Below are 25,258 nucleotides of genomic sequence, written 5' to 3' on the forward strand. Positions count from 1 at the left end.
GACTAGTAACCCACATTCCTCATAAAGTTTGGATCTTGCCGGTTGCATACAGGGTCCAGAGGTTGTGTGGTTGATCTGGTACACCAACAGCATGACTATAAATAAAAAATATTGTTTGATTGCTGGTGTCGGAAGAAAGAACAACTTGAACCTTCTGGGAACCTTTCTCAGGTAAGAGCAGAAGTTTTTTCAGCTCAATCTCTTTCAGACGATACGTGCCTGTTCCCAATGCTTCTTTGATGGCTGCCTGAGCCATTTCGATATAGACAGACATCGGAAGCGCTGCGGCACCCTGGATGCGATGATCCCGTAGATAGGGTAAGTATTGGGTATCCAGAGTGCTTTCCCAGATGTGTGTGTTGACTGGATAGGTCAGCGCCATATAGGTGTCGAGAAGCGGATGCCGCTCGGCAAGTCTGGTTTTGTGTACAGGCTCCTGGATACTCGTTTCGTTTTTAACTGCTGTCTGGCTTGTCTGATTTTTCCTCTCTTCAAACCAGCAACGCTGACGCTCGAATGGATAGGTCGGTAAGGACAGGCGGTTACGGCGATAATCCTGTTCGAATGCTGACCAGTTGATATCTATGCCCAGGCTGTAAAGCCTCCCGACACTCTCCAGAAGCGTCTGCCAGTTGCCATGGTCCTTTTGCAGGGATGGTAACCATTGGACGCTTGCTTCAGGGATGCATCGTTTTCCCATGTTGAGTAAGGTTGTGGCTGGACCGATTTCAATGAAGGTATTATATCCTTGTTCTGCAAGAGTGGATATGCTGGCTTCAAATTGAACTGCGCTCTGCGTTTGTGTGCGCCAATAATGTGCATCGACAGTTTCCCCTATCGTCAGTATTTCTCCTGAGATATTGCTGACGAGAGGAATACGCAAGGGAGCAAATGTGATTTCGCTTGCTGCCTGCTCGAATGCATCCAGCATTGGAGCCATCAAAGGTGAGTGGAAGCCGTGTGAGACCACCATCGCATGCGTGGTTATGTGCTCCGCTTCCAATTGCGCGATAATCGTTTGTAACGCGGTTGGATCGCCTGAGATTACGGTGTTTTTGGGGCCGTTGATGGCTGCAATTGAAACTAGCTGTTTAACTGGTTCGATGAATGGCTTGAGTTGCTCGGGTTCGGCGAATACGACCACCATCGTGCCAGACTCTGGAAGCGCCTGCATAAGTCGTCCACGCGCCGAGATTAGCTTGAGACCATCCTCCAGACTAAACATACCAGCGACACAGGCGGCAACGTATTCGCCAACACTATGTCCCATTACGATGTCAGGGATGATACCCCAGGATTTCCAGAGCTCGGCTAACGCGTATTCGAGTGCGAAGAGGGCTGGCTGCGTGTAGGCGGTCTCATCCAGTGATGGATTCTCAAGCGCTGGATAGAGAATTGAGATCAGTGGCTGGTCCAGGTGTTCCTGGAGGATCTGATCACAGTGATCGAGTATGCGCTTGAATGTGGGCTGCGTGTCGTAGAGTTGCTTTGCCATGTTGATATATTGCGATCCCTGACCCGTGAAGAGAAAGGCTATCCTGCGCGCTGCCGTGAGTTGTTTGCGCCCAATCTGCATGGTCGGTGCGGGCTTCCCCTGGATAAAGGTGGCTAGCTGTCCGCGTAAGCGGTCAGTGGTCGTCGTGGTGATGGCAAGCCGGGATGCGAAATGTGCGCGACCTGTGTTGGCTGTGAAGGCCAGATCCGCTACCGTTGTGGCTGGATACTCTTTTAAGTATGTCTGATAGTTTTTTGCGATCTGCACGAGAGCCTCGTCACTCTGCGCCGAGAGCGTGACGATCTGGTGTGTCCGCTCCATCGCGTTTTTGAGCGGTTGGATGGCTGGCCCCGCTTCAAGGATGACGTGAGCGTTGGTGCCACCAAACCCAAAGGCGCTGACTCCCGCGATGCGCTCTTCGGTCGGCCAGGGTTGAGGCTGCGTGGGGATGGCAAAGGTTGTGTTCTCAAACGAGATATGGCTATTGAGTTGCTCGAAGTGCAGATTAGGCACGATCTCGCCTTTTTGCAGGATCAGGACCGTCTTAATCAATCCCGCGATCCCGGCAGCCGATTCTAGATGACCGATGTTTGTCTTGACTGCTCCAAGGATACATGGTTGCTCCGCTGTACGCTCCTGCATCAATACGTTTTTGAGGGCGGCTACCTCAATCGGATCGCCTAATGGCGTGCTGGAACCGTGCGTCTCGACGTAGCTGATCTGTTGCGGCTGCACTTTCGCGTTCTTGAGTGCCTGCCTGATGACTGCTTCTTGCGAAGGTCCATTGGGAGCAGTTATGCCGTTGCTGCGACCATCCTGGTTGACGGCCGAGCCTCTGATGACTGCCAGAATGGTATCACCATCGCGTTGCGCCTCGGAGACCGCTTTGAGCAGAACCAGACCGCAGCCTTCACCACGTACATAGCCATCAGCGGATTCGTCGAAGGTATGGCAATGTCCCACGGAAGACATCATGCGTGCCTGCGAGAAAGTGATTGTCAGTTCTGGCGTGAGCACGAGATTAACTCCACCGGCCAGGGCCGCTGTGCACTCATGGTTGCGTATGCTCTGGCAGGCTTGATGGATGGCTACCAGGGATGATGAACAGGCGGTATCCATTGCGATGCTGGGACCGCGTAGATCGAGTACATAAGAGATGCGATTGGCGGCAATACTATGGGCGTTGCCCGTGCCGGCATACGCGTCGATCTCACGTGGATCTTTGAATTGTAAGCGTGAATAGTCGTCGCTGCTAATACCGACAAAAACGCCGGTCTGGCTCCCGACCATCTTTTCTGGTGCTATCCCCGCGTTTTCCAGCGTCTCCCAGGCAACCTCCAGCAGCAGACGCTGTTGTGGGTCCATACCATCCGCTTCGCGTGGCGAGATGCCAAAGAACTTTGGATCAAATTGGTCGATGTCTGGCAGGAAACCACCCCAGCGGGTATTCATCTTACCAGGAGTGGCGGCGTTTTGATCATAATATGCCTGTTTGTTCCAACGATCGGTGGGAACTTCACTGATGCCATCGACTCCATCGTGGAGGAGCTGCCAGAATTCGTCGGGATTATTGGCGCCAGGAAAGCGGCAGCCGAGACCCACAATTGCGATCGCATCTTCGTCAAATTTGCGTTGCTCAAGATGCTCATCGTGCTGCTCGGAGATTTGCTCTTCATTTGTCAGATAGCGCGCCAGCGCCTCGATGTTGGGATAGTCATAGGCGAGTGTGGGAGATAGCGAACGTTGCAGGAGATCTTCCAGGTCCGCTGACAAGCTGACCGCCTGAGCAGAGTCCATGCCATAATAGGCGAACGGTGTGCTGACGTTAATGGCGTTGGTTTTGACCTTCAGGGCTGTGGCAACGTGTTCGATCAGCCAGTTACGCAGCGTCGGAAGATCGGGTGCCGTCGGCGCTAGAGCGCTCTCCGTTGCCTGTGTTGCTGGTAGCTCTGTCTCTGTCTGTGCTGCTGGTGACTCTGCCTCTTCCACTGCGGCAGTGGGAACCGTCTCAGGCGTTTCGGATGTTTCTTCTGCTTGATCCAGTTTCCAGGCACGCACGATATCAAGCGTTCCCTCAAGGAAGCTTGCTTTTGTGCCGTTGCGCTGCACTTTGCCACTCGATGTTTTAGGTAGGCTGGCAGGTTTGATCAGGTTGATGGCGTATATCTGGATCTCGTGCTGTTGTGCGATGGCTTGTCGTATGTCTGCAATGACCAGATCCAGGTTCTGATGTGAAGATATCGCCGTGCGTTCAATTTCGCTGACAACTACCAGACGCTCCTCGCCGTCTACATCAATGGAGAAGGCCGCTCCACCATTGAGCCGCAGTGCTGGATGGCAGCTCTCTACAGTCTTTTCGATATCCTGAGGATAGTGATTGCTACCACGAATGATGATCAGATCTTTTAAGCGTCCCGTAAGGAAAAGCTCATCGTGATCCATGAAACCTAAATCGCCCGTGCGTAAGAATGGTCCTGAGCCGTCGGCGAGTTGGGCCTGGAATGTTTCCTTTGATTCGATGGGACGTTGCCAGTAGCCTTGCGCAACGCTGGGACCTGATACCCAGACCTCCCCTACGCGGTTGGAGGGACAGGCAGTCTGGGTCTCTGGATCAACCACGAGCACCGTTTGATCGGCATGGCTCTTCCCGCTACTGACGAGCGTTCGAGCGTCGATAGCCTGCTCATCGGTCTCAAGGGCAATATCTTTTTTGAGCGCGTCGCCCTGGAACGATTTGCAGGTTGGATAGACTCCCTTGGTGCCGGCACTGACGACAAGCGTAGCTTCCGCCAGGCCATAGCAGGGATAAAAATAATTGTGGCGGAAACCTGTCGAGGCAAAGGCAGCGGCGAAGCGCTCCATCGTATCTTTACGCACCGGCTCGGCACCGTTCGCGACGATCTCCCAATGGCTGAGATCTAATGTTTTCTTCTGCTCTTCTGTGATCTTCTGGACACAGAGATCATAGGCAAAATTAGGACCACCACTGATAGTTGCTTGCGTACTTGTTAGCGCTTGTAACCAGCGATATGGACGTTGCAAGAAGGTTGTGGGCGCCATGATGGTGGATTCGTATCCCGCATAAAGTGGCTGGAGTACACCACCAATAAGACCAAGATCGTGATAAAGAGGAAGCCACATCACGCTATGGGCGTTGTCAGGATGCTGGCAGTAGCGCTCAACCAGTGACATATTGTGCAATAAATTCCCATGAGTAATCATCACGCCCTTGGGAACTCCGGTTGACCCTGATGTGTATTGTAGAAATGCTAAAGTCTCGCTCTGGATATCTGGCATGGTCCACTGCTCCGCGAGGGTGGATGGGAGCGTATCGGTCACCAGTACAGGTGCTTCTTGAAGTTCTGGCGTTTGCGTGAGCAGCCCTGCCACTTTGGATGAGAGAGTTGTTGACGTGAGAACGACATGAGGCTCAACGTTTTGCACAATGGCACGAAATTTGGTTAATGTGCGGTCCGAGCGTACTGTTGATGGCGGATAGACAGGGACTGCAATGATTCCACTGTATAAGCAACCAAAGAATGCAGCAATAAAATCTAACCCTGAGGGATAGATGAGTAGAGCTCGTCCTCCACGAGGCACACGCTCCTGCAATGAAGCTGCAATTTTTCTGGCTTGGTGATCAAGCTCCGTGAATGTGAGGGCATCTTTTTTTGTTTCTCCGTCAGTCAGAAAAGTGTAGATGCGCTGTTCAGGCTGTTGAGCTGTCCTCCAACGAAGGAGATTGACCAGTGTAGAAAACTTAAGCGAGGGTGGCGATATACGTGTTTCCAATTTTACTATTCCTGGTCGGAAAATATCGAGTACAATTTGCTAGTATATAAGCAAAAATTGCTCGAGTAACATATTTATTTATGCGTCTAATATTGATGATACCTTCAAGTTATGTGACTGTCAACCGTTTTGCTGTACATGGTCCAGGCTTGGTGCGCGTGAAGTGATGCCAGAAAAATCGCAACGACATAGCTTGGCTGTCCTTGCCCTCTGCCTCCTGTGAGGAGATTGTGAGTGGGCAGCTTGTATCGGTATTATGACATTATAGCAGAGTTGCATGGTCTTTGGTATGGAATAACGCCCGATCTACATGACCATGAAGCATAAATATCCTTTCTTGCTAGATAGCTAAATTCTCTGGTGGAGACGGTGTGGGAATTATTTGGTGCCAGCGCTTGTTTTTCGTCTATAATATATTGACGTAGTGAATCGCGCTCACAAGCCTATCTGATTGTAACTTTGCTTGGAGGGGCGAGTGCCGGGGAGCCTCTGGACATGGAGATAGTCTGTGGAGATTGCTGGGTGAACGTAGCCAAAGCCACTTTGGAAGAACATCTAATATAACTCTGTACTTGAACAACTTGAACAATTTGAGTCTGCGTACGCCTCTATCGATTATTCTTATAAGTGGCTTTGCTTGTGCTGCCTGGGACTGTATCTATTCAGCTGTCGTTGGGAATGCAGCATCGCCTAGTACACGATTGAGGGTGTCGCGCTTGATACGATAAGCCTGACGCTCGTTTACGTGGGGAAGAATGACAGCTTCCAATGCACCTTGTTTGACCCAACGTCTGACTGTAGTGTCATCGACACGCAAAATTTCTGCAACTTCTGATACTGTTAATAGCTCGCTCATGGTATTGATCTCCTTTTATATTTTTACATTCCTGTGTATCTATCTATGGCATTGTTTGAGACATCCTGGCCTATAATGTTGGCCAGTAGCCAGAGCCAAGGCCACCGCGTGATAGATATACACAAGACATTGTAAGAGCATTGTACAACAATGTGGTATGCAAGTAAAGTAGATACAACTTTTGGTATGTCTGAGGTGAACATGTATAGGTCAATGGTATGAACGTCATTCATCGGTGATGACTTTAGCATCCAAGTTTTTGAAAATGGATAGGTGAAACTTCTGTTTTCTTACCTGCGCAAAGTCTACAAGACTATCAATAGTTTGGGTAAGTTACATGCTATAACTATGAAAGCCACAATATTAGATAGATGCGTATCTTGTAGATACTACAGGTAGGGGGATCTCTATTGAGCGACGACTGTAAGATCTACGGTTGTTACCTGTTTAAACGAAAAATGTTTTCAGTCCGATACAATGTCTACCGTGGAGTAGAGCAAAGGAGCTATGATAACTCCATCTTTTTTTATGATTTGCAGGCATTCCGCAGTATAAGTGGGTGCAGGTCGTTTTTTGGAGTTGAAAAAAGCGTTCAGTTTTGGTACAGTAACAAGTGAAAAATACCTCTTTGCGTCCTATTCTTCTCTCTTTAAATATACGTTGTTGCTAGGGAGGTTTTGTTTTATGTCTATCGATACACAGAAAGAGACACTTGGCTTTCAGGCGGAAGTCAAACAGTTACTGGATCTAATGATCCACTCGCTATACAGTAACAAAGAAATATTTCTCCGCGAGATAATCTCAAACGCGTCTGACGCCATCGATCGTTTGCGCTTTGATGCTCTTTCAGATGCGTCATTATACGAGCACGACACGGACTTCAAGATCAGTGTCTCGTATGATAAAGAGGCTCGCACGATCACTATCGCTGATAACGGTATTGGTATGGATCGCACTGATGTCGTGGAGAATTTGGGTACGATCGCAAAATCTGGCACACGCGAGTTTTTCCAGGCTTTGACCGGCGATCAACAGAAAGATGCCAATCTGATTGGTCAGTTTGGTGTAGGTTTCTATTCCTCATTTGTGGTCGCGGATAAGGTTACATTCCTGACGCGGCGTGCTGGACTCGCACCAGAGCATGGCGTGCTATGGGAGTCCGCCGGACAGGGTGAATATTCGATTGAGACCGTTGAAAAGCAGACGCGTGGCAGTGAAGTTACTTTGCATCTGCGCGAGGATGAGGATGAGTTGCTTAGCGGTTTCCGTCTGCGTGAGATTATCCGTAAATATTCTGACCATGTGACGCTTCCGATCGTGATGAAGTCAGAAGATAAGGATAAAGAGGACGAATGGGAGGTCGTGAATACGGCTTCCGCTCTGTGGACACGTTCACGCAGCGAGATCAGCGAGGAAGAATATAACGAATTCTATAAGCACATCTCACACGACTATAGCGATCCTATGGCGTACGTGCACAGCCGCATGGAAGGTACGCAGGAATATACCTTGCTGCTCTACGTTCCAGGCCAGGCTCCTTTTGATCTCTTCACGCGAGAGGTCCATCATGGCGTCAAGCTGTATGTACGCCGCGTCTTCATCATGGATGATGCCGAGAAACTGATGCCGCGCTATCTGCGTTTCATTCGTGGTATCATCGACTCGAATGATCTGCCCCTGAATGTCTCGCGTGAAATCTTGCAGCAGAATCGCATGATCGACGCGATCCGTTCAAATTCGACCAAAAAAGTTCTGGGACTCTTTACCGATCTGATGAAAAATGAGCCTGAGAAGTATGAGAAGTTCTGGAGCGAGTTTGGTCGCGTCGTCAAAGAAGGTCTGCTGGAGGACCAGTCCAACCGGGATACGCTGGCCAAGCTCCTGCGCTTTGCCACCAGCACCTCGGGGAGCGATCAGCAGACCGTCACGCTTACTGACTATGTTGAGCACATGAAAGAAGGCCAGGATAAGATCTACTATATCGTGGCTGATAGCTATGCCGCTGCCAAAGATAGTCCTTTGCTCGAAATCTTTAAGAAGAAAGGCATCGAAGTTCTCTTACTTTCCGATCCAGTTGACCATCTTGCCATCCCCGAGCTCCGCGAGTTCGAAGGCAGACAACTTCAATCGGTCTCCAAAGGCGAGGTAGATCTCAGCAATCTGGAGGACGAGGAGGAGAAGGAAGAGCAGCAGAAAAATGCCGATGAGGCCAAAGATCTCTTAGCGCGCCTCAAAAGCGTGCTGGGAGAAGAGGTCAAGGATGTACGTGTCACAAGTCGTCTCACGACATCGCCAGCCTGTCTGGTCGTCGACGAATATGGCATTGATCCCAGCCTGAAACGCCTCCTGCAATCGGCTGGTCAGCAGATACCTAACGACAAACCGATTCTTGAGATCAATCCACAGCATGCCATCGTGCAGCGCATCAAGAGCGAAGCCGATGACAAACTCTTTGTCGACTGGGCACACGTCCTCTTTGACCAGTCAGTTCTGAGCAGCGGCGAGCAACTCGATAATCCGGTCACCTTCGTCAATCGCCTGAACAGCTTACTGGGACAACTCTAACCAGCAGCCCGTTTTCCAAAAGGACCGTATCCATACAAGATGGATACGGTCTTTTACTGTCAAGTGAAGGAGAAATCCTCTTTCATTCGAGGTCGCCAAAGCTCGCCAACGTAGCGCCGTGGTCTTGTGCCCAATACTTCTCAGTTAGGCAAAGAAAAATATCCTAGAGAGATAGAAAAAGAAGTTCTTTTCTGGCACACTCTTTTTATACCGATATTCCAGTCGCCAGAAAGGAACTTCTTCATGTATAGTTTACGCCATATTGAGGCTCAAGACAAATTGAGTGACCAGCTCAACGGACATCTGTTGCTGTCCTTCTTCCCGCAAGAGATCCTCGATACGTGCTTTGCATCTTTGCTCCCAGCCAAGCAACGCCGCACACGCGTCTTTACTCGAACCCTGTTCTTCCTTCAACTGCTCATGAACGGGCTCTGCCCCGACGAGTCTCAGCACCGGGTGTGGCATGCACTGGCCCATCCCTTTGCCTTGCTGCATCCATCAGAGATCTTCCCATCCCTCTCGACGGGAACGATCAGCTATCAACGGGAACGCTTTGATGCGGACATCCTCCATCGCGTCATGATCGCGTGCTGTCGCCCGCGAGCCCATTGCAGCCGTCACCCCGCCTCCTTTTATCGAGGGCATCGTCTGGTAGCTCTTGATGGGACCAAGTTCAATGTGCCTGATACGGCGGCCAACGTCGAAGCGTTTGGGCGTTCCTCCAACCAGCATGGTGAGGGTCCCTATCCCCAAATTCAAGCGGTGGCACTCATAGAATGTGGAAGTCGTTGCGTGCTTGATGTGGTTCTGGGAACGCACGCGCAGGCCGAGATCCATGCCTTGCCCAAGCTCTTTCCCCACGTGAGATCCGACATGCTCATTCTGGGGGATTGTGGCTTTTTCAGCAGTTGGTTTTTTGAACACGTGCAGGATACGCTCAACGCCCAGGTGATATGTGCACTGAGCAGCACCGTGGGACGTCGCGTCGAGAAACGTCTCAGCGATGGAAGTTATCTGACCACCGTCACCCCCAATCGTCGTGCGAGCAACCATCAGGGGACACGCCCCGTTACGATCCGTGTGATCGAGTATGTGATGACAGATGCCAGATTTGGCACGCCCGGACGATGCTATCGACTGGCAACGACGCTGCTGGATGAACAGGTTTACCCTGCCAGTGAACTCATCGAGATCTACCGTGAACGCTGGGAAGTGGAGACGATGTTGAAAGAAATCAAATCGTCCTTGCGAGAGCAGATCAACGTGCTGCGCTCACGAACGCCTGAGGGGGTAAAGCAAGAGGTGTACGCCCTTTTCCTGGCTCACTATGCGGTGAGCGCGGTGAAATGGGAGGCAGCCGCTCAGCGACAGGTCGATGCGGATCAGATCAGCTTTACGCAGACCAAGCATGCACTCAAAGAAGCAATCAGAGAGAGTCTTCTGGCTGATCCCTCGTGTCAAAGCTGGCTGCTGGACCGCCTCATCCGACACGTGTCCATGCTCACGCTCTTGCCCGCACAGCGTGTCCGCATGAACCGACGGGAGCTCAAGCTGTATTACCAGAAATGGCATCGAAAAAAGCGGGACGTCCCTCCCTATGCGACCTTTGCTCCAGGAGAAAGCTTCCTCGATTTTGTGAAGATCTGGGAGCGACCAGAGGGGGTGGATCCACGTGAACAGGAGTGGAAGAGCAAAAAGCCCTCCCCACCCCAGGAGGTCATCGCATGAGATCCGTTTTCTGACCATCACAATGGTGAACAACAGAAGAAAAGAAACATGTTTAACTGAGAAGTATTGTGGTCTTGTGCCCGGCGGACTCGTGACGTACGAAACGATCATTTTTGTCACTCAATGATGCAAAATGATGAGGAACATTTTCATACGTGAACTGGCCGCCGGGCACAAGACCACGGCGCTACGTTGGAGCACATTCACGCTTGAGCGAACAGGATCTCTTGGCGTTATTGAGAAGGATGGGACATCCTCTGCCATTAATTTTGGCAATGTGCACATAAAAATATATGGATTAATTTGTGCATATTGCACAAATGTGTTGTGAGAAGGTGTCATCAAGATAGTCCAATGTGGATGTATATGGGCTCTGGCGAGTGTACTGTAGATAGATGTGCATAAAGATTTTTTAGCTGTTTTTTTTTGGTCATTTTTTGGCCCCCAAACGGGATTTTATGCCGTATTATATATATGTAAGCGAAAGCGAAACGCAAACAAAGATAAAAAGGCCACTGAGGATAGTAGCTTCAATATTGAGCTTTTCCCTCAGTCATGCGCAAATGAGAGTAGTTAGTATCTAAAGGGAAACCTCAAGGAGGAGTGAAGATGAACTCACAGCATAATCATAAAGATCACATGAAAATTGGCCGCTACCAATCCTGGTTAGAAGATGGTCATCTGAAAATGTACTACCATGAATTTGGCAATCCCAGTGGCACCTACTGCAACTTGAACGCAGAGGAGACCAAGGGCCTGCTTGAGTTGTTGAGCCGTAATACAGACGGCATCAACGAAGCCATCTATCTCCATGAGAAAGAAGATCACAAGCAGAATCATGTCTCGCGCTTTCAATAGAGGCTGAAATAAAAAAAGAGCGAGGATATTGTCCAGGACAGTATCCTCGCTCTTTTTTGTCTCTGGTGCAGTGCCGGGCCATTAGACGAATAATGGCTGCATGCCTAGACGAGAGACCATCTGTGCCATCTCTTCGTCCGGAGTGGCTGTTTCGAAGCGACTGGCGGCATCGAGTACTTTGGGGAGCAGATGAATGTCTCCGACGGTGTTGAGGAAGATGTTGGGATGACCGAGTACCCAGTTGACGGAGCGATCGATATCATCCTGCTCTTCTAAGGGAGCGTACCAGACGGAACGATTCTTCGGCTCGTTCATCCAGGGCTTATAGGCGATCGACTTGATGGTCTGTACCGCTATATTTCTTTTCTGACAGGTTTCAAGTAGAGCATTGAAGTTTTCGGCATAGTAGGGACTCTGGAGCGTGACGTAGTTGCATGGCAGCAAGACGGAGTCAAAATCAAAACGCTCCAGACTGCGGCGATGGGTGGCTGCGATCTGTGCTCCGTGGCCGGTGATGCCGATGGCTCGAATCAGTCCTTGCTTCTTCGCTTCAATGGCGGCTTCGATTACTCCACCTGTACTGAGTGCGATATCCCATTCGATAGGATCGGCAAGATTATGAAACTGCCAGAGATCGATGTGATCGACTCCCATACGCTCAAGTGAACGCTGGAGCTCTTCCATCGCCTTTTTTGAGGTACGTTCACCGGTCTTTGTCGCCAGGAAAAACTGCTCGCGATGCTGCTTGAACCAGGGGGCGATGCGTAGCTCTGCATCTCCATAACTGGCGGCCACATCGATGTGGTTTACTCCATACTTCAGCAGGACTTCAAGCGTCTCATCGGCTTCAGCCTGTGTGACCGAAGCTAATGCGGCCGCTCCGAAGAGTGTGCGCGTGCTCATATGTCCTGTACGCCCGAACGGTAGCTTTGCAATTGCCATAAATAGGGTTCTCCTCAGTTATGTGTGGGCCGGTATCCATCCGATACGATGATTGTTGTGTTGCCACATTGCATCACAGCCCATTCTACAACAAATGACATCGATGAGCGCAAGCTGTGACATTGCCAGGATCCTGTTAACGATACGTACCAATGGCGTTTTTCGTTTTGTTTTATCTATCCGGAGTCGCATAATTCTAACTCTAATTTAAATGTGAGATACTATAGGTGTTGGCAGAAAATTCTGGCCTCCAATTAGTTAAGAAGAGGGTTCGAGGAGTAAAATATGGCGCTTTCATCAGAGCAGTTGGACCGCATTCGCCGGGATGCTACGGCACGGATTGAGGATGTTGTTGAGCTTACGCAACGTATTTGTGCTGTCCCGGCTCCTACTGGCGCTGAGCGCGAGCGAGCCGAGTTTGTGGCTGGCCTCTGGCGCGATCGTGGCTATACCCCGGAAATCGATGCGGTTAGCAATGTATATGTGCGGCGTGGCAAGAAATCGGATCGGCCTACCCTGATGCTACTGGCTCATATCGACACGGTATTTCCCGCCTCGACACCTATCAACATTCGCCGCGAAGGCGATCTTCTTTATGGACCGGGGATTGGCGATAACAGTGCCAGTGTGGCGGCGATGATTACGACTCTGGATATGCTGGATGCCTATGGTTGGGAGACCGATGCCGATCTGCTGGCTGTGGCCAATGTGGGTGAGGAGGGATTAGGGAATCTTTTGGGAGCCAGGACCGCCGTGCTGCGCTATCAAGATGAGCTTGGCGCCGTGCTAGTAGTGGATGGCGGTCTGGGCTGTATCGTAAATACCGGAGTGGGCTCAAAGCGGCTTAAGGTGACCGTCACCGGTCCTGGAGGTCATTCGTTTGGCTCCTTTGGCACGCCGAGCGCGATCCATGGGTTAGGCAATATTATTGCCGGTCTTGCCAGCATGAAGGTTCCTGCAGACCCAAAGACGACTTTCAATGTGGGGATGATTGAAGGTGGCACATCGGTTAACACCATTGCAGCCTCTGCCAGTGCTTTAGTTGATCTGCGCTCGGTTGATTCCCACGTGCTTGATCAACTAACGGAGCAGGCGCAGACCATTATTACTCATCAGGCGGGAATTGGCTTGCAGACAACCGTCGAAGTGCTGGGAGATCGTCCGGCAGGCAAGCGTAGTGAGCAAGATCCTTTGATTCAACTGGCGATGCAGGCAGTGCGCTGGATTGGGCTGGAGCCAAGATTCGTAGCTTCCAGCACTGATGCAAATATTCCTATCAGTCTGGATATCCCTTCTGTCTGTATTGGCATCACGCGGGGTGTACACGCGCACACCTTAGATGAGCATTTGTATATTTCACCTATCGGCGATGGCCTGGCACAACTTGTGAGGCTCTCCCTGGAGGCAAGCTCGTTTGCAGCACATAGGTAATCAAGCTTGCAGCCATCGCTAAGCACCATCACTAGCTTAAGGAGTATAGATGAGCTTCCTGTCGTATCCAACTACCAAAGAACAATCTCAATTACTGACTACCACTGGCAAACTGGCCGATATCTTTGCGCAACGCGCTTTAGAGTATGATTGGATTGGGCATTTCCCTCGCGAGAACTTTAAAGATCTCCATGCAGCTGGCTATTTAGCTTTGAGCATTCCTCGTTCCCTGGGCGGTCGTGAGGGCTCAATTGAAGATCTCGTACATGCGCAGTATCGTCTTGCTCAAGGGGACGCTTCAACTGCTCTGGTGGCTGGTATGCATCTGATTCATCTGTCTCGCCTGCTGGATGGATATAGCGAGCATCCGGAAGTAGTGAGGCGGCTGTGTAGCGATGTGATTGAGAATGGTGCCATGATTAACAGTGCAGTGAGCGAGCCCGTTACGGGGAGTCCTAGCCGTGGAGGGCGTCCGCAGACCACTGCACGCCGTCAGGCCGATGGGTCCTGGCGTATCACTGGTAGGAAGACGTTCACGACGGGGAGCCATGCACTGAGCTACTTTATTGTCGGCTGTAGTATTGTCGATGAGGCCGGCGCGGATGCTCCCTTAGCTGCTCTGGAGGCCGAGCGAGGTAATTTCCTGATTTCACACAGCGCCGCTGGCGTGAGTATTGAGGATACCTGGCATACCGTGGCTATGCGCGAGTCAGGTAGTAATGATCTTGTACTAGAAAATGTCCATGTTGGTCCGGAAGCCTATCTGGATATCCTGCTTCCCACCTCTCCGGAGCTCCAGCTCAGACAAGGCGCTCTGGGATTGATCGTCGCTGCCGTTTATCTGGGCATCGCGCATGCCGCTCGGAATGAAGCCATTCGCTTTGCACGCACGCGACGCCCAAACTCCTTAAAGCAGTCGATTGCCAGTGTGCCACATATTCAAGACAAAGTTGGCAGGATTGAGGCACTCCTGTTTGAAAGCCAGGCTGCTCTCTTTGGCCTAGCCGAACAATACAGCCAGGATCGCGAGAGCGTTGATATTGCCCTGGTAGGAGCCGCCAAGTACCTGGCAACTAACAATGCAGTTGAGATTATTGATCTTGCCATGCGCGTCGTCGGAGCCGCAAGTCTCGCGCTCTCCTCACCCCTGCAACGCTATTATCGCGACATTCGCGCCGGCCTGCATAATCCTCCTATGGACGATGTTGCCCTTACTGCCCTCGCCAAACGTGTCCTTGAAGCCCCCACAGATCTCAAGTAGCTTCAAAAAGGAGAACATGAGATGTTTCGTATTGGCGAGTTTTCGCGAATTGCTCAAGTCTCAGGCCGGCTGTTACGATATTATGATGAGATTGGCTTGCTCAGCCCTGAATTTACCGATCCGCAGACCGGATATCGTTATTACAGCGCCTATCAACTATCTCGCTTGAATAGCATCTTGGTTTTGAAGGAGTTGGGCTTGTCGCTTGAACAAGTTGCTCATCTACTGGAACAGGATACCTCGACCGTAGAAATGCGGGCGATGTTGACTCTACGCAAGGCTCAAGTTGAGCGTACGCTGCAAGAAGAAAGGAATCGTTTGCATGCTATTGAGGTTCGGCTTCAGCAGTTGGAGATGCAGGGACATATGGCAGAGCGAGATGTCGTACTGAAATCGGTTCCAGCCTGGAATTATCTGGCTCTGCGCGAAATCATGCCCGGCATGATGGCGATACGACAACTCGTTGGGAACATCGTTGATATGGTCCCACCAGCTGTAGGCAAAAACGCTCTCAGTACTCTGGCCATTGTGAGACATTCACCTATGTATGAGCCAGAAGCTCTTGATGTTGAAGTGGGATATCTGCTTAGCGGAAACGTACCTGAGCGTGTCACATTGTCGGAGGAACGGGTCCTGACCAAGTGCCAACTGCCAGCTGTCGATTTAATGGCGACGCTAATCCACGTTGGCCCTCTCATTGAAAGCCACGGGAGTTACACTATAATTGCCAATTGGCTGGAGGCAAACGAGTATCTGATCGCCGGGGCGGGACGCGAGATCCTGATACAGCCGCCTCTGGGGGGGAAAGAAATGGAGGCTGTGACAGAACTTCAATTGCCTGTGACTAAATTGGACTATCGGACGCGTTTTATTTAAGCTGCTATCTCCTGTTGGACATTGCTGCAATCGAGACTTGACTTTAACGTTACGTCAAACCGTACACTTGGATTGTGAGCGATTGAGTGAGCGTAAGGGCACAGAAATTGACCGTGCCTACGAAAAACTATCTATACAGGAGAATTGCTATGACCACTATTGATAATCTGATGAAACGTAATGCAGATTTCGTTGCGCATCGCTTTGTGAATCTGCCCCTGACCGTGAAAACAATCATCGTTAGCTGTGCCGATCCGCGTGTCGATCCGGCTCAGTTGCTGGGCTTAGAGCCCGGCGAGGCCGTCATAGTACGTAACATTGGCGGACGCGTCACGCCGGGAACGATACAGAACCTGATTATGCTCAGTCAGGTCGCCCAGGCCATCGGTGTGAAACCTGAGAGCGAATTCAACCTCATCGTTCTGCAACACACCGACTGTGGAATCAATATTCTCAATCAAGGTAACTCCGACATGCTGGCTGACTATTTTGTGCTTGACCAGGAGGAACTCAAGACCAAAGCGATCACAGATCCGCGTGCCGCCGTCGCCGTTGACGTTGCCACTCTCAATGTGCATCCCGAGCTCCCCGACTGGTGGCGTGTTTCCGGGCTCGTTTATGATGTAACGACCGGCCTCGTCGACGTCATCGTTCCCCCAACTCCGCTTCGCACCAGGTAGCGCTATATGCGGGCGTACGATGATCCGCTTGATCGCGATATGCCCTGTCCCTGTGGGAACGGAGATATGTATTTAAAATTCCTGGTGCAGGTAGGGTTGCATGGGTGGGAACATCGTTTGCATCATCGTCTGGATTTCCAGGGATGGATTACCCCAGGAGCGGAACTCGAATGTGCTAGGCTCGTGCGTGCCGTAGATAAGGGACGTGAGCGCTTCAATACTTAGTTCACAATCGGCATGTGATCCTTCGCTGATGTGCAGCCCGCCATCGCGGCTCTCAAATTGATAGATACCCTCATTCCAGGGGCAATATTCATCGCGTATACGGGCCGTAAAGCGTCCTGGACCCGTTTGCAAGCCAGCGAGCCTGTTGATGTTAATGATACGTCCAAGTGGTGGCTCAATCGCCTTTACATTGATCTGTAAGTCGGGCCACCATGTCTCTGGATGCTCAAATGGTGGGAGTGTGAGTTCAATTGCTTCAATCTGATCGATGTGGCGAGCGAACCATTCGAGCAAGAGATACTTGCCCTGAGCATCATCATACCAGAAGCGCTCTACTTTCATATCCTGTCCATACTCAATGATTTTGTAGAGCATCGCCCCTTTAATCTCACCTTGCACGCGCGCCAGCGCTACCCAATAGGCGTTTTTTGTTTGCAGTGATGCTTCTATCAATGGCGTGAAGCGCGCCAGTCCATGGATTTTATGCTGCTGTTTTTGCAAGAAGGCTTGATAGGCTTCAAAGCCATCTGCGATCTCCAGCAGCTCAATTTCACCACCGAGATCCTTCTTCAGTAGCTGTTGAAGTGCTGCCGGCGCGAAGCGCACTGTCTTTGGCTGGATAAAGATAGTGTAGCCTAGCCGTGCGTAAAACGATTCGCGAAATGGATACAGTAGTGAGACGGCATGGCCTTGTTCATTGTGATGCTTGAAGAGCTCAATGAGCATCTTTCTGGCATAGCCTTTACGCCTCCCGGACGGATGGGTAGAGACACCTGCGACGCCTCCAGCCGGATAGAGTTGCCCACGAATATTTTGCGTTAAAGGATATATGGCCGCGCCAGCAACAGCTTTCTCATCTTCAAAAACGGCGAAGCAGGCCACTTCATGGAGATGTCCACGCTCGTTTTGCCACGTCTCGGCGTTTGGAAATGGAGGTGTGGACCCGAAGGCATAGGCTGACAGGGGGCGTATAATATTGACGGTTTCGTCGTTGTGCAATTGGCGAATGACAACGTTGCTCATAAAAAATAATCCTTCCAATAAAGTAGTATGATACTCTTCCAATTAATGGAAAACTGAAGCTGTTGAAGAACAAGATCTACTCTATATTAGCACAGCTTATCCTTCACATCCTCTGGATGTTTTAGTTCGTACCAGGTTCAACGAATGAAGAGCTTTTCGTTTTTTTCTCACTCCTTCATTGCCTCATTTCGCCCCAGAGATAGAGACCCTGTTTGTGTACCAGGTTTATAGCAAGAAATTATTATATAAGTGGTATAAAATTAAAAATGTGTGGATTACCCTGGTTAATAGTAACTTTATCTCTAGTATTACATGTATTGACAAGAAGGATCATCTATGTTATTACGGATTAAATAGAGTCTTTAGGGATATATACTCTCTACTGGGGTGGATGCAGATTACACAGTATTAGAGACAAATTATATCCATAATCTTATCCGTCAGGAAGCCTCTGGTTTCCAAACCAAAGGGCTTGTGAAGAATGATCTCTCCTACTTTGGATAAAATTAGGAGACCAGATATTGCTGTAAGGATGCCTTTTATTAAGCAAGGTGTGTTTAGAAAGGAAGTAATAGATATGCCACGAGGGAGTAGAGTTAGCAGGAGTGGGGGAGAGCGTGTAATCAGCCAAGTCGACGGAATTGATAATTATAGCGTAGGCAGTAGTAGTCGTAGAAATAGAGATATACTTCAACATCATAGTGAATTTGTCTCTACAGGCCGGGAAATTATGATCGATCGACAGGGGCATATGGTGGTAGCACCAGCGCGGGATATCCAGAAATCCTTTAAGCGCGAGGCAAAAGAACTGAGGAGGGAGTATGATGGTCAAGTGAAATGGGAGAAGGAACAGTTTGAGCGTGTAGAAAAGGATCTGGATCGTCGCATAGCTACCCATACTGAAGATTATCGTAGATTTTGTGAAAGTAACGTACCTACAGAAGAAAAAAGGAAACAATTCACTGAACAGTACGTTACTCTTCAGACCTGGAAAGAGTCGGCACTTAAACAGCTTGAAAAAAATTTGAGCGCCCTTGAACATAATTATAATTATAAAAAGGAAGCTTTGGATGGAAGAGTGCAGGCTCTCGAACCTATAAATAGGATTGCACGGCAAGGAGGATTCCCTGCACCTGAGGAGGGTGACTACGATAATACGCTTTCAATTACGCCTTCACCTACAGGTTCCTACTACGGAGATAAATAGTGAGGAAAGGTTTTGATCGAGCTGACAATGACGGTTACCTTATTTGTTTCGGGACTCTACGCTCTCAAATTGTGATGGTTGTTTTCCTTCGTATCATCGCTTTATTTTCTTGCATACCCTGATGAATTACGATTGTGTCAGCGTGTTGGCTATGATATACTAGTGCAGTATCCTTGAGGCAGTTTGGCAGCGGATAACGATTCAGGGTTGCAGGCTGTGCTATTGTGTGGCGAAGAGGATACCCGCGACTATCATACAAGATCAAGACATTTGCATCGGGAACAAATGAGGACATCTCTTTGTTTTCTATAGTAGAAGCGCCACATAATAATGGTCTTCTGACAAGACGACTTCAGGCGAAAGGGGATTTCATCAATGCCTAAGAAGGGTGAACTTTCAAAAACAGCTCGTGCCTCGCTGGCGAATCGCGAGACCGTGAACCATCAGACAAAACATCTCTGTGCTTCATGCAGTGAGCCAATTATGTTAGTCGACCTGTATCCAGTCAAAGTTCTGGGTAAAGGTATGGCTTTCTATCACAAGGATCATTACAAAGTACAGTAACTCCTACGGTGAGTTGAAGTGGCTTTATTCAGAGCTGACTCTCTCACGCAGATATCAAAACACAGGCTTCCAGTAATTTTTTATATGGGGCCTGTGTTTTGTGTTACCTCTATAAGTGCTTGACAAAAATTTCATTAGCTGGCACAATCGGCACAATTATCCGTGGACAAGAGAACAGAACGAGGTAGAGTATAGTGCAATCAATCGATAAAGATCGTGTGACCGAGACTTCAGTGGGTACTGAGTCGATACGGGTAGCCTTTCAGGGTGAACTGGGTGCCTTCGGCGATGAGGCAGTACGCGTCTATTTTGGCACGCAACTCCAGAAGCATCCCGAACCAGTTCCTTTGCGTGGATTTTCTGACGTCTTTCGCGCAGTGGCCGCCGGCGATGTGGATTATGGATTGGTCCCAGTTGAAAATTCTCAGGCTGGTAGTATCAATGATGTCTATGACCTTCTTCGCCAGCACGATCTTTTTGTGATTGGTGAGATTGGTCATCCTGTGAACCACTGCCTGCTCGCGCTGCCAGGACAAAAAATCAGCGATATTAAGCGTGTGATCTCTCATCCGCAGGCGCTGGCGCAATCCGATGTATTTCTGCGCGATCTTGGGGTCGAGATTGTGGCGACATATGATACTGCCGGTAGCGCTAAAATGGTGCAAGAAGAGCATTTAGAAGGTGTCGCAGCCGTGGCTGGCGCTGGCGCGGCTGAAATCTATGGCCTGGATATCCTGGCTCGCAGTATTCAGACGGTGAAGGATAATTATACCCGCTTTATTGCGCTCTCACGCGAATCGGTGCCGCGTCGTGCTGGTCCGGCCAAAACAATGTTGGTGATGGCGACATCTCATCAGCCTGGCTCGCTGAATACATGCTTGAACTTTCTGGCCAAAAACCAGATCAATCTTCTCAAGCTAGAATCCCGTCCATCGCGCCAGCGTGCCTGGGAATATGTCTTTTACCTGGATTTTGAAGGACATCGCGACGATCCTGCTGTCCGTAACGCTCTTGCTGATCTGGCAGGCCATACCACCTTCTGCAAAGTCTTGGGCTCGTTCACCAGGAGCATTTGACATAACCAGTGTCGAGCGAAGCGAAGACACAGTAGCGTCGCACGCTCGCGTGCGATGTCCCACTCGACGTATGAGATAGCAGGATCGCGGCGCACCACTCAAGCGTGCCCGATCGTACGTCGAGTGGGACATCGCACGCGAGCGTGCGACGCTACTATTAACGTTTAATTTTCAGTGTATTTGTAAAGTTCGCTGCCAGCTCTTCGTAATCTTCCGAGTAGTACTCTTCTACTCGACCAGCATCACAGAGTGTTGTCAGGGCTGAATCTATTGGGAGAGCTCCCAGGAGTGGTGCACCAGTCATCGTCACAAGTTCTGTGCCATTGCTGGGTCCAAATATCTCGTAGCGCTCGTTATTGGGTGTCTGGAAGAAAGACATGTTCTCGACAACGCCCACGATTGATCCCTTGAGTTGCTGCACCATGTTGATGCATTTCATCACGATCATGGTGGCAAGCATCTGCGGTGACGAGACGATGACCACGCCATCCAGGGGTAGCGATTGCATGACGGTCATCGGAGCGTCCGACGTGCCTGGAGGAAGATCAACCAGTAAGTAGTCCAGATTGCCCCAATCAACATCGCTATAGAACTGCTTGATCGCACTGGAGATCATTGGTCCACGCCAGACAACGGCATCGCTCTCCTTTTCAAGGAACATATTCATCGAGACGATTTTAATGCCACCTTTGCTGCGCAGGGGCTCGATGCCACCATTGGCTGCTTTGGTTGGCTGGCCTTTGGTGCCAAACATCCGCGCAATACTGGGACCAGTGATATCTCCGTCGAGAATCCCGACTTGCAATCCTTGACGGCGCAACGAAACTGCCAGCAGTCCAGTGACCAGCGATTTCCCGACCCCACCTTTTCCGCTCATAATGGCGATGACCTGTTTGATTTTGCGATCGGGTGCTCCAGAAGCCATTGTTAAGGGCACACCGCGTCCCACAGGAGCCTTCTTTGGTGTAATTGAGGTGCTCTCACCACGGGCTGCTGCGTTCAAATCCTTGACGAGTACATCAAGCTTTTCAGCCGAAAAGCGATGGGTGCGGGCTCCGCCAGCGACACTTTCACGAGCTCCAACTGCACATGCCGTGCAGGGCAGTCCGTGACCATGAAAGACTTTAACTGTTGCGGGGTATTTTGTCACCACATCATGTATAACCATGTCGACTGTAATGGTTTCCGCCATGTTGCGTATCCTCGTGCGACACATAAGAGGTTATGCGTCGGCATTTTCTTTGAAAGATAATTAGAAACACGATTCTCAGATACTAACCATATCCGACTTCTGTACTCAGATATTATAGCACATCCCCGTAATCAGTGACCATAAAAAAGGAGCGTTCAACGCTACTTTAGTGGCAGATGCGGTGATACGCGAGCAATTGCATGTCGTAAATGGTTATGCTATCATGATCGAACAAGGACATGCGACAATGTCAGGCCATGCATGCTATATAGTGAGGCCGTAAAGGATGTTGAGATGGAGCCAGAGAACGAGTTTACCTATTTCCAACAAGTAACCATCTTTCAGGGGCTGGGGGACGATGCGATTAATGAATTGTCATCGGTGGCGCGTAGGAGGGCTTTCCGTTCGGGTGAAGTGATTTTTCATCGCGATGATCCAGGACAGGTCATGTACGTGATTAAGGAAGGCAAGGTCAAGATCTGTCTGATTAGCCCGGATGGTCAAGAGATCTCTTTGATCGTCTTTGGGAAAGGTGACTATTTTGGCGAGTTTGCCTTGCTCGATGGCTTGCCCCGTTCGGCCGATGCGATTGCTCTTGAGAAGGTAGAATGCTATACCTTGCAACGTAGCGATTTTCATAGCGCCATTATGAAAAATCCCAAAATTGCTATTCGTGTCATGGAGGTTCTCTGTGAACGTTTGCGCAAAACAGACCAGCAGGTGGAGGATCTGATCTTCCTGGATGTCTATGGGCGCGTGGCTAAGAAACTTCTTGAGCTCTCTGATACCCATGGACGCAAAGTCGAAGATGGTATCCGCATTGAGGTGCGTCTGACGCAGCAAGAATTGGCCTCAATGGTAGGGGCATCACGTGAAAGCGTCAACAAAGTTCTGGGGTATTTTACCGATAAAAAGTACATCAGTACGGATAAGCATCGCATTACATTACATAGAGTGACGGATCTGGAGCGGCGCATTTATTAGCAGATGCCGCTCCAGGATAATCCCGGTGGGTCAGCTTTGCCTGTCTACACCTGTACTTTTGGTTAACGTGTTACCTCCACTAATTATAGTACGTCCCATGATTTCAGGTGCACGTTTTTAACCGTATGTATGTATGCGCTGAAGGAAAATCAAACTCTTGGAGAAAGTTATTACAAACAACGATAGTCACTCTGCACTAAAAGAGGATGAACAGTCTTCGTCAGAGCCAGTTGTAGAGGAACTTGATACGACGCCCGTTTCCTTTTTCGCCCGCGTGAAGGCCTTGATCGCACTGATGAGACCCAAGCAGTGGACGAAGAATGGAGCTGTTTTTATTGGCCTCGTTTTTGCCGGTCAGCTATTTCAAGTGTATCCTTTAGTACGAGCGATACTTGCATTTATCACATTTTGTTTTGTCTCTAGCGCTATTTATGTTTTAAATGATCTGCTTGATATAGAGAAAGATCGTCAACATCCAGTCAAGCGTTTTCGACCACTCGCTTCCGGACGTTTACCAACGTCATGGGCTAAAGGCGCGTTGGTGGGGTTAGTTGTGATCTGTGGCGCTCTGGCGCTGCTTATGTTCATGATTCCATCTCCTCCTGATATCTACCAATCATTGGGAGGGGCAAGCTTGCTGTTTGCTTTGAGCGTGCTGGGCTATTTCGTCCTGATGGTTTTCTATAGCTTCCGTTTGAAGCATGTGGTGCTGATTGATGTGTTTTGTATCGCTGCTGGCTTTGTTCTACGTATCATCGCAGGGACTGTTGCGATTCCTGTTGTGATCTCGCCGTGGTTATATCTGGTGACCTGTTTCCTGTCACTCTTCCTGGGCTTCGGGAAACGCCGTCATGAATTAGTCCTCCTTCAGGGACAGGCAGGGAACCATCGCAAGATATTGCAGGAGTATAGTATTCCTATGCTAGACCAGATGATTACAATTGTTGTCTCTGGCACTGTAATGTCGTATAGTCTCTATACTGTCGAAGGACCGACAGGAGATCATCGTTTGATGGTGACGGTGCCATTTGTGCTGTATGGAGTTTTTCGTTATCTCTATCTGGTCTATATTCGGATGGAAGGCGGCAGCCCGGACGAGATTCTCTTACGCGATCGTCACATGCTGGTGACCGTGGCTTTATGTGTGATTACTGTAATCGGTGCGCTGTACTTGTTCCCACACGCGTAGGATTATCACAGCGAAAATTTTGTCTGGCCATTGTGCTTATAGTGTTTCATGATTTCAGGCTGCATATAGTTTTTTGATCAGAAACAGCGCATTTTCTATTTTGAGTCATGTCAGGTCTGGACTTATTACCAGTCATGATTGTTTTATCTCATCTGTATTCAATTTAGTTGCCTCTATTTTGAGTATCTGTCTCTGGTTTATCCGGGGGGTGAGAAACTGCTGATGGATAGAGGTGTATCAGATCATGTAGTGATCGATTGCTCTATCAGCAAATAGTGGGTGGTGCGGTGACGCTCTTGATTCTTCTCTGTACTCTCTGGTTGGGCCAGAGATCGGATGAGAAGCATGGATGTAGTAGAATAACGATGCCACACCCCCTATACATGGTATGCTGACGTATCAAGTATTTCTACGTTGGCATCTGCGGAGTACAGGAGAATTGTTTTTATGAAAACGTTAATAATTATTCCAACATATAATGAATACGATAATCTGCGTCCGATCCTGGATGACATCTTTTCGTATGCGCCTCAAACCGATGTCCTGATTGTGGACGATAATTCGCCCGATGGTACTGGCAAGCTGGCCGATGAGATTGGGGTTGAAGATCCTCGCGTGCATGTTTTGCACCGTGCTGGCAAACTCGGTCTTGGTACTGCCTATGTGGCTGGCTTCAAATATTCTATCGAAAATAATTATGATGCTGCCTTCGAAATGGATGCCGATTTTTCACATGATCCCAAATATTTGCCCGAGATTTTGAAGGCGATTGAGGATGCGGACCTGGTGATTGGTTCACGCTATGTCCCTGGTGGCAGCACGCCTAACTGGTCATTTACCCGCCGCTGCATTAGCGGATTCGGAAATATCTTCGCTCGCTTTATCTTGCGCATTCCCGTGCATGATTGTACGGCTGGTTTCCGCTGCTATCGTCGTGCGGTGCTTGAGAGCATCGATGTGGACACCTTGCAGTCACAGGGCTACGCTTTTCAGGTTGAATTGGCCTATCGTGTAATGAAGCAGGGTTTCAAAATTGTAGAAGTGCCGATAACCTTTATGGATCGCCGTGTGGGTACATCGAAGATGTCACGTAAAATCGTGGTTGAGGCCTTTACCTTTGTACTGCGCGCACGTTTAGGTATGGTTCCATTACCTTCTCCTGCTTTGCGCAAACAATCAGCAAAAGTTGAAGAAGTCTCCTCGGTAGTACGGCAGTAAGCGTGCTCTGATGAAATGAGCTTATTTGCTTCTTGGGATACACTGGAGTGGCGGCTGGAACATAAGCTATGTTACCAGTCGTCATTTTTATGCCTG

The 25,258-nt window shown here is 49.6% G+C and carries 18 protein-coding genes; 13 read left to right on the forward strand and 5 right to left on the reverse strand.

Going from position 1 to position 25,258, the window contains the following annotated elements:
- Window positions 1-19: 19 nt before the first annotated feature.
- Window positions 20-5,287: a beta-ketoacyl synthase N-terminal-like domain-containing protein gene (locus tag AC27N8_RS27750; RefSeq protein WP_487071538.1), complete on the reverse strand. Its 5,268-nt coding sequence runs from the start codon at window positions 5,285-5,287 to the stop codon at window positions 20-22.
- A gap of 658 nt (window positions 5,288-5,945) precedes the next feature.
- Window positions 5,946-6,143 (reverse strand): helix-turn-helix domain-containing protein, encoded by a 198-nt coding sequence (locus AC27N8_RS27755; protein ID WP_487071540.1) that lies wholly within the window; start codon window positions 6,141-6,143, stop codon window positions 5,946-5,948.
- 684 nt (window positions 6,144-6,827) lie between these two features.
- Here AC27N8_RS27755 and htpG point away from each other — a divergent pair.
- The 3 genes from htpG to AC27N8_RS27770 all read left to right on the forward strand — a co-directional run bounded on the left by htpG (window position 6,828) and on the right by AC27N8_RS27770 (window position 11,294).
- Window positions 6,828-8,708: a molecular chaperone HtpG gene (gene htpG, locus AC27N8_RS27760; RefSeq protein WP_487071542.1), complete on the forward strand. Its 1,881-nt coding sequence runs from the start codon at window positions 6,828-6,830 to the stop codon at window positions 8,706-8,708.
- Window positions 8,709-8,951: 243 nt separating this feature from the next.
- Window positions 8,952-10,436, forward strand: coding sequence for an IS4 family transposase (locus tag AC27N8_RS27765; RefSeq protein WP_487064900.1), 1,485 nt, complete (start codon window positions 8,952-8,954; stop codon window positions 10,434-10,436).
- A gap of 609 nt (window positions 10,437-11,045) precedes the next feature.
- The gene (locus AC27N8_RS27770; RefSeq protein ID WP_487071544.1) at window positions 11,046-11,294 is read left to right on the forward strand and encodes a hypothetical protein; all 249 of its coding nucleotides are present in this window, start codon (window positions 11,046-11,048) and stop codon (window positions 11,292-11,294) included.
- Window positions 11,295-11,375: 81 nt separating this feature from the next.
- Here AC27N8_RS27770 and AC27N8_RS27775 read toward each other — a convergent pair whose 3' ends face one another.
- Complete coding sequence (locus AC27N8_RS27775) at window positions 11,376-12,236, reverse strand: aldo/keto reductase (protein WP_487071546.1); 861 nt, start codon at window positions 12,234-12,236, stop codon at window positions 11,376-11,378.
- A gap of 285 nt (window positions 12,237-12,521) precedes the next feature.
- On the opposite strand from AC27N8_RS27775, the gene AC27N8_RS27780 reads away from it, so the two are divergent.
- The 4 genes from AC27N8_RS27780 to AC27N8_RS27795 all read left to right on the forward strand — a co-directional run bounded on the left by AC27N8_RS27780 (window position 12,522) and on the right by AC27N8_RS27795 (window position 16,484).
- On the forward strand, window positions 12,522-13,667 hold the full coding sequence (locus AC27N8_RS27780; protein ID WP_487071548.1) for a M20/M25/M40 family metallo-hydrolase: 1,146 nt from the start codon (window positions 12,522-12,524) through the stop codon (window positions 13,665-13,667).
- Between the two features lie 49 nt (window positions 13,668-13,716).
- The gene (locus AC27N8_RS27785) at window positions 13,717-14,928 is read left to right on the forward strand and encodes an acyl-CoA dehydrogenase family protein (RefSeq protein ID WP_487071550.1); all 1,212 of its coding nucleotides are present in this window, start codon (window positions 13,717-13,719) and stop codon (window positions 14,926-14,928) included.
- A 21-nt stretch (window positions 14,929-14,949) separates the two neighbouring features.
- Entirely contained in the window at window positions 14,950-15,804 is an 855-nt protein-coding gene (locus AC27N8_RS27790; protein ID WP_487071552.1) for a MerR family transcriptional regulator, read from the forward strand.
- Between the two features lie 149 nt (window positions 15,805-15,953).
- A complete protein-coding gene (locus tag AC27N8_RS27795; RefSeq protein ID WP_487071554.1) occupies window positions 15,954-16,484 on the forward strand; it encodes a carbonic anhydrase in 531 nt (176 codons plus the stop codon).
- Between the two features lie 72 nt (window positions 16,485-16,556).
- Here AC27N8_RS27795 and AC27N8_RS27800 read toward each other — a convergent pair whose 3' ends face one another.
- Window positions 16,557-17,732, reverse strand: a complete 1,176-nt coding sequence (locus AC27N8_RS27800; RefSeq protein WP_487071556.1) for a GNAT family N-acetyltransferase — start codon at window positions 17,730-17,732, stop codon at window positions 16,557-16,559.
- 481 nt (window positions 17,733-18,213) lie between these two features.
- Here AC27N8_RS27800 and AC27N8_RS27805 point away from each other — a divergent pair, with 481 nt between their 5' ends.
- From AC27N8_RS27805 to pheA, 3 genes are all read left to right on the forward strand, one after another.
- Window positions 18,214-18,939 (forward strand): hypothetical protein, encoded by a 726-nt coding sequence (locus tag AC27N8_RS27805; RefSeq protein ID WP_487071558.1) that lies wholly within the window; start codon window positions 18,214-18,216, stop codon window positions 18,937-18,939.
- 375 nt (window positions 18,940-19,314) lie between these two features.
- Complete coding sequence (locus AC27N8_RS27810) at window positions 19,315-19,503, forward strand: hypothetical protein (RefSeq protein ID WP_487071560.1); 189 nt, start codon at window positions 19,315-19,317, stop codon at window positions 19,501-19,503.
- A gap of 194 nt (window positions 19,504-19,697) precedes the next feature.
- The gene (gene pheA / locus AC27N8_RS27815; RefSeq protein WP_487071562.1) at window positions 19,698-20,579 is read left to right on the forward strand and encodes a prephenate dehydratase; all 882 of its coding nucleotides are present in this window, start codon (window positions 19,698-19,700) and stop codon (window positions 20,577-20,579) included.
- Between the two features lie 157 nt (window positions 20,580-20,736).
- Here the strand turns inward: pheA and AC27N8_RS27820 are convergent, their stop codons facing one another.
- Window positions 20,737-21,771 (reverse strand): P-loop NTPase, encoded by a 1,035-nt coding sequence (locus AC27N8_RS27820; protein ID WP_487071564.1) that lies wholly within the window; start codon window positions 21,769-21,771, stop codon window positions 20,737-20,739.
- A gap of 294 nt (window positions 21,772-22,065) precedes the next feature.
- On the opposite strand from AC27N8_RS27820, the gene AC27N8_RS27825 reads away from it, so the two are divergent.
- The 3 genes from AC27N8_RS27825 to AC27N8_RS27835 all read left to right on the forward strand — a co-directional run bounded on the left by AC27N8_RS27825 (window position 22,066) and on the right by AC27N8_RS27835 (window position 25,162).
- Complete coding sequence (locus AC27N8_RS27825) at window positions 22,066-22,755, forward strand: Crp/Fnr family transcriptional regulator (protein ID WP_487071566.1); 690 nt, start codon at window positions 22,066-22,068, stop codon at window positions 22,753-22,755.
- Window positions 22,756-22,912: 157 nt separating this feature from the next.
- Window positions 22,913-23,944: a decaprenyl-phosphate phosphoribosyltransferase gene (locus AC27N8_RS27830; RefSeq protein WP_487071568.1), complete on the forward strand. Its 1,032-nt coding sequence runs from the start codon at window positions 22,913-22,915 to the stop codon at window positions 23,942-23,944.
- A 447-nt stretch (window positions 23,945-24,391) separates the two neighbouring features.
- The gene (locus AC27N8_RS27835) at window positions 24,392-25,162 is read left to right on the forward strand and encodes a polyprenol monophosphomannose synthase (protein ID WP_487071570.1); all 771 of its coding nucleotides are present in this window, start codon (window positions 24,392-24,394) and stop codon (window positions 25,160-25,162) included.
- Window positions 25,163-25,258 lie beyond the last annotated feature (96 nt).

The organism is Dictyobacter sp. Z7_2 (assembly GCF_057551105.1).